Here is a 5042-nt window from a genome sequence, read left to right as displayed (position 1 = left end):
CCCCTTAAGATCCCCAAGTTCAAAATCAAAATTTATTATAAAGAAGCTTTTTTGCATAAAGCTGCAAAAAGGCTCCGCCCTGTGACCCATTTTAAAATCAAAATCTTATTTTTGAAAGGTGAACTTTTTTTCTATGTTGTGCTTAGTCTTTATTAGCGCCCTTTCACCCCGCTACCCCGCCCATAAGGAAGTATAAAAGGCTTTCCCACAGCTCCCAGCATTTAACAAATTTTTACCTATTTCACAAATCTTTGGGGCCAAAGGCATTTGGTAGTAACTCACTTACTTTCGTCTTTTCTATTTTCCCTTTTGTATTTGCTAGATAAACGTCGAAATCCCCGAACTCAGCCATTACTTGTCTACATGCCCCACATGGTTTTACAGGTGCCTCACCTTGTGCAACGATTAACATAGCTTTGAACTCACGTTTGCCCTTGGCAACAGCAGAAAATATTGCATTTCTTTCAGCACAAATAGATAATCCATACGAAGCATTTTCCACATTACAACCTGAAAAGATTTCTCCATCATTTGATAATAAACATGCTCCTACCTTAAAATTAGAATAAGGTGCATATGCATTTTCTCTTGTTTTCATAGCTTCTTCATACAATTTTTCAACAATATTTTTATCGTTCATCCTTCTCTTTATCATTCCCTTCTTGGTTTTCTGTTTGCATTTTTGGATGTACAGTTATTTTGACTTTATCGATCTTGTTAATGGTTACGGAAATTACTTCGAATTCATAATTTTCCAGATAATATATCTCACCAGGTTTAGGAAATCTTTTGAACCTTTCAAGTAAAAATCCACCAATGGTTTCAAACTCAGTTTCTGGAAATTCTATGTCCAACTCTCTTTCGACATCGTTAATTGGTGTTGTACCATCCACTAGTATAACATTTTCTGCTACTCTTATTATATTAGTTTCATCACTATAGTCATCGTACTCATCAAAAATTTCCCCGGTCATCTCTTCTATTATATCTTCTAAAGTAACTAATCCTGCTGTTCCTCCATATTCATCAACAACTATGGCCATATGTGTATGATTATTTAAAAACATTCTAAAAACATCTCTTATTTTCATCGTTATGGGTACAAAGAATGGTTTATGCATAATTTCCGTAACTTTTAATTTTTGCAATTTGGTAAAATCTTTTACCTCGTCTAGTTTTTTGAAAATATCTTTTGCGTAAACGATGCCAATAACATTGTCTAACGTTTCCTTGAAAACAGGAATCCTCGAGTATCCTTCTTCATTTATTATCTTGATCAATTCCTCCATAGTTTTTGTATCCTCAATGGCTAATATATCGACTCTTGGAGTCATAATTTCTTTAACAGAAGTCTCCTTCATTTCTAGACTTCTTTGCATCAGGTACTTTTCACTTTTCTCAATTACCCCTTCTTCATGCCCTATGTCCAAGTAAGAAATTATTTCGTCCTCTGTGATTAGTGGTGGAGCATTGGTGATGATCTCACCACCAAAAAGTCTAATAAACACGTTGGAAAGATTTACAAGCAACCATACAACAGGTGTTAAAAGTTGATTTAAAAAATTGATTGTGAAAAAGGTAAAGTTAAAATATTTTTCTCTATTTTCTCTAGCATATACCTTAGGTGTTATTTCTCCAAAAATCAATATTAATATGGTCATGATAGCCGTTACTAAACCAACAGCGCCACTATGAGAAGATGGCATTAATCTCACTGCAAAAACTGTTGCGGTAGATGTAGCTAAGATATTTACAAGATTGTTCATTACAAGTATCGTAGTTAAATAATGATTTGGATTTTCAACAAAATGTTGGTACTTTTTTCTTTTTTTCTCATCTTTTTCTTCATCGATCAGTTCTCTTATCCTGTATCTCCCTATTGTAGTCAAGGCAGTTTCAGATCCAGAAAAAAATCCTGAAAGAAACAAAAGAACAATTAACAAAACTAATGAGCCCCACAAACCACCGGGGTCATCCACTATCCATCATCTCCTTATTACGATATTTTTTTGAAACCATATCCTATAGCTTCACTATTTGGCAAAATAACCATAAACGCGTTGCTATCCCTCTCCCTTATAATCTTCTTAAGCAAGCCTATCTCTGACCTGGAAATAGTCACCATTATAACATTTTTTTCTTGATTAGTGTAACTACCTACTCCTTTTAAAAAAGTAACTCCTCTATCTAATTTGCTATATATATCCTCTTTAATTTTATCATAATAATCGCTAATAACCAAAATTGTTCTTGTCGATTCAAATCCTTCTATCACCCCATCTATAGTCTTTGCAGTTACGAAAATTGCGATTATTCCATACATTGGTAATAAAGGATTAATCAATATGGAAGATGCAGTTATAACAGTATCAGCAATCATAAGACCCGTACCCACACTTAAAGAGAGATACTTGTTGAAAATCATGGCAATTATATCCGTTCCACCTGTAGTTGCACCTTTCCATATAACTAGCCCCATGCCAAATCCAGCTATCAGAGCTCCGTAAAAGGCAGCCAATAAGGTCATTTCTAGACCTGCATTTCCTGTTTCTTTCATCAATGTAGGGATCAGTTGATCTAAGCCTAAACCATGCTGAAAAAAATCGGTGGAAAAAGAAAGCAAAGCAGCCGAGTATATGCTCTTTATTCCAAATCCTATTCCAAGCAACCAAAACCCCAAAAAAAACAAAATCAAATTATAAATGAACATTTGTATCCCTACCCACCAACCAAAAAAATTATTTAATATTATAGCCAATCCGCTAACTCCGCCAGCAATAATATTGTAAGGGATCATGAAGAGAACTAAACCCATAGCAGTTATCAAAGTACCCACCGTAATAATGATATAATCCTTGATAACTATTTTTTGATCAGAGATATTAAATTTCAATCTTTATACCCCCAAGCTGAATTATTCAACATTTGTTTCTTCTAAAAGTTGGCTGAGGATCTTCTTCTCTTTTCTAGATGGCTTGTTGATTTTCACGTTTATTTTGACATATAAATCTCCTCTTTTGCCACCACCAAATTCCGGAAGTCCCATATTTCTAAACCTTAAAATGGTTCCAGGGTTGGTTCCTTCTGGTAATTCTTCTTCGATGTCTCCCTCCAACGTGGGAATTTTGACCGTTCCTCCCAAAACTGCTTTCAAATAATTTATCGTGATCTCTGTTTCTAAATCTGCCCCTTTTCTGACAAATTTTTCATGGGGAAGAACTCTTACTTGAACAATTAAATCACCGTTTGGACCTCCGTTCTTACCTGCATTACCTTTCCCTCTTATCCTCATAGTATAGCTATTTGGAACTCCTGCAGGAATCGTAATTTCAATCTTTTCTTTTTTCAAAACTTTTCCGCTACCAGCACAATAAGGACATCTATGGTTGATTATTCTACCTTCTCCATTACAAGTTGGACATGTATATGTTCTAACAAAACTACCAAAAAAACTCCTTTGTTCCTCTCTTATAACCCCTTTACCATTACATCTCGGACAAGTTTCAAAACTGGTGCCGTTTTCTGCTCCGGTACCATGACAGTGCTGACATACTTCGTACCTGTTGTACTCAACAATTTTCTTAACATCGTACATAATTTCTTCTAATTTTAAACTGATTACTACATTAATATCTTCTCCACGTTCTTTGGCAACGTTTCTTTGTCTAGAAGAAGACCTACCTCCGCTTCCTTGTGTACCAAAGAACATATCGAAAAAGTCAGAGAATGGGCCTCCACCAAAATCTTCTCCAAATATATCTCCAAAAATATCACCTATGCCGCCGCCTGCACTACTTTGCCCTGTATAGGCGGTTCCTTCTTCTGGTACAAACCCGAATCTATCGTACACTTTCCTTTTTTGTGGATCACTTAAAACTTCATAAGCCTCCTGAATCTCTTTAAATTTGCGCTCTGCCTCTTCTTTATTTTCACGGTGTCTATCAGGATGCCACTCTTTAACTTTTTGTCTATACGCCTTTTTTATCTCTTCTTGTGATGCATTTCTATCTACTCCTAAGATTTTGTAATAATCTTTTCTTTCAGCCATAATTATTTATCACCTTCTTTTGAGTCGATTCCTTCCGCAGTTTGTTCCTCGGAACCGGCATTTTCGTCACAAGGGTTTTTCTTGTCTTCAACTTTTCCCTTGACCCCGTTCGGGGTGTTCTCCTTCGGTTTAACAGCAACTATAACCCTTGCTGGTTTTATTACTTCGCCTTCCAATTTGTAACCAATTGATTGGACATCGTATATGCAGTATTCGTTCACTTCTTTCGTTTCAAACTTGTCAATAACATCGTGTTCGAATGGATCGAATTGATCACCTTTTTGAGGAACGATAAATTTCATTTTCAAGGAGTCGAAGACCTTCAACATATCTTTGTAAACCATCTCAACAGCAGAAACAAATTCGGGTTCATCTTTGTAATTCAAAGAAAGCTTCAACTTTTCAAAAGGAACGAGCAATTTTTCTATTATCTTCTTTGTTGTACTCAATTTTATTTGCTTTTTTTCTTTTTCCACTAAATTTTTGTAATCTTCAAATTTAGTTTTAAGATATATAGAATATTCTTTAAATTCATCTCTTTCTTTTTCTACCTTTTTTAGCTCGTTTTTGAGCTCTTTGTTTTCTTTCTCTAATTTCTCTACTTTATTTTTCACCGATTCGATATCTTCTTGATTTGATTTTTCTTCTTTTGCTTCTTTAATTTCTTCTCTTTTTTCTCTTTCTTCAGCTTTGTTCCTTTTTTCCATTTCAGTGAAACACCTCCTAAAAACTGATTATTACTATTTTTAAGTTTGCGCCCCTTCGCCCCACAGCCCACCCTTTTTAGGAAGGGACCTGCGGTCCCTAACCCCCTCTAACATTAAGGGGTTCCCCCTTAAAACCCCAAATTCAAGGTCAAAATCATTTAAAAACATGGTTTGCTTACTGAGGCAAACAGGGCTTTGCCCTGAACCCTTTTTAAATCGAAATCTTATTTTTGAAAGATGAACTTTTTTCTATGCTGTGCTTAGTCTTTATTAGCGCCCTTTCACCC

The 5042-nt window shown here is 35.3% G+C and carries 5 protein-coding genes; all 5 read right to left on the bottom strand.

What is annotated here, in order from left to right; all coding sequences use genetic code 11:
- Positions 1 to 241: 241 nt before the first annotated feature.
- Genes cdd through AA81_RS11640 form a run of 5 tightly spaced genes read right to left on the bottom strand, consistent with a single transcriptional unit; the run spans position 242 to position 4755 of the window.
- On the bottom strand, positions 242 to 655 hold the full coding sequence (gene cdd / locus AA81_RS11660; RefSeq protein ID WP_245857216.1) for a cytidine deaminase: 414 nt from the start codon (positions 653 to 655) through the stop codon (positions 242 to 244).
- On the bottom strand, positions 630 to 1979 hold the full coding sequence (locus tag AA81_RS11655) for a hemolysin family protein (protein ID WP_103899121.1): 1350 nt from the start codon (positions 1977 to 1979) through the stop codon (positions 630 to 632). The genes cdd and AA81_RS11655 overlap by 26 nt, the downstream gene beginning before the upstream one ends.
- A gap of 17 nt (positions 1980 to 1996) precedes the next feature.
- Positions 1997 to 2893 carry a YitT family protein gene (locus AA81_RS11650; RefSeq protein ID WP_103079352.1) on the bottom strand — a complete coding sequence of 299 codons (897 nt, stop codon included), beginning with the start codon at positions 2891 to 2893 and terminating at the stop codon, positions 1997 to 1999.
- A gap of 21 nt (positions 2894 to 2914) precedes the next feature.
- On the bottom strand, positions 2915 to 4051 hold the full coding sequence (dnaJ, locus tag AA81_RS11645; protein ID WP_342750141.1) for a molecular chaperone DnaJ: 1137 nt from the start codon (positions 4049 to 4051) through the stop codon (positions 2915 to 2917).
- Entirely contained in the window at positions 4051 to 4755 is a 705-nt protein-coding gene (locus tag AA81_RS11640) for a nucleotide exchange factor GrpE (protein WP_103899119.1), read from the bottom strand. The genes dnaJ and AA81_RS11640 overlap by 1 nt, the downstream gene beginning before the upstream one ends.
- Between the last annotated feature and the right edge of the window lie 287 nt (positions 4756 to 5042).

This window comes from Petrotoga halophila DSM 16923, assembly GCF_002924615.1.
The sequence above is the reverse complement of the archived record's forward strand: the minus strand, read 5'-3'. Positions and strand labels throughout refer to the sequence as shown.

Bases quoted from the DNA above. Each gene is read 5' to 3' on its own strand.
- cdd (WP_245857216.1), bottom strand. From the start codon at position 655: ATGATAAAGAGAAGGATGAACGATAAAAATATTGTTGAAAAATTGTAT.
- AA81_RS11640 (WP_103899119.1), bottom strand. From the start codon at position 4,755: ATGGAAAAAAGGAACAAAGCTGAAGAAAGAGAAAAAAGAGAAGAAATT.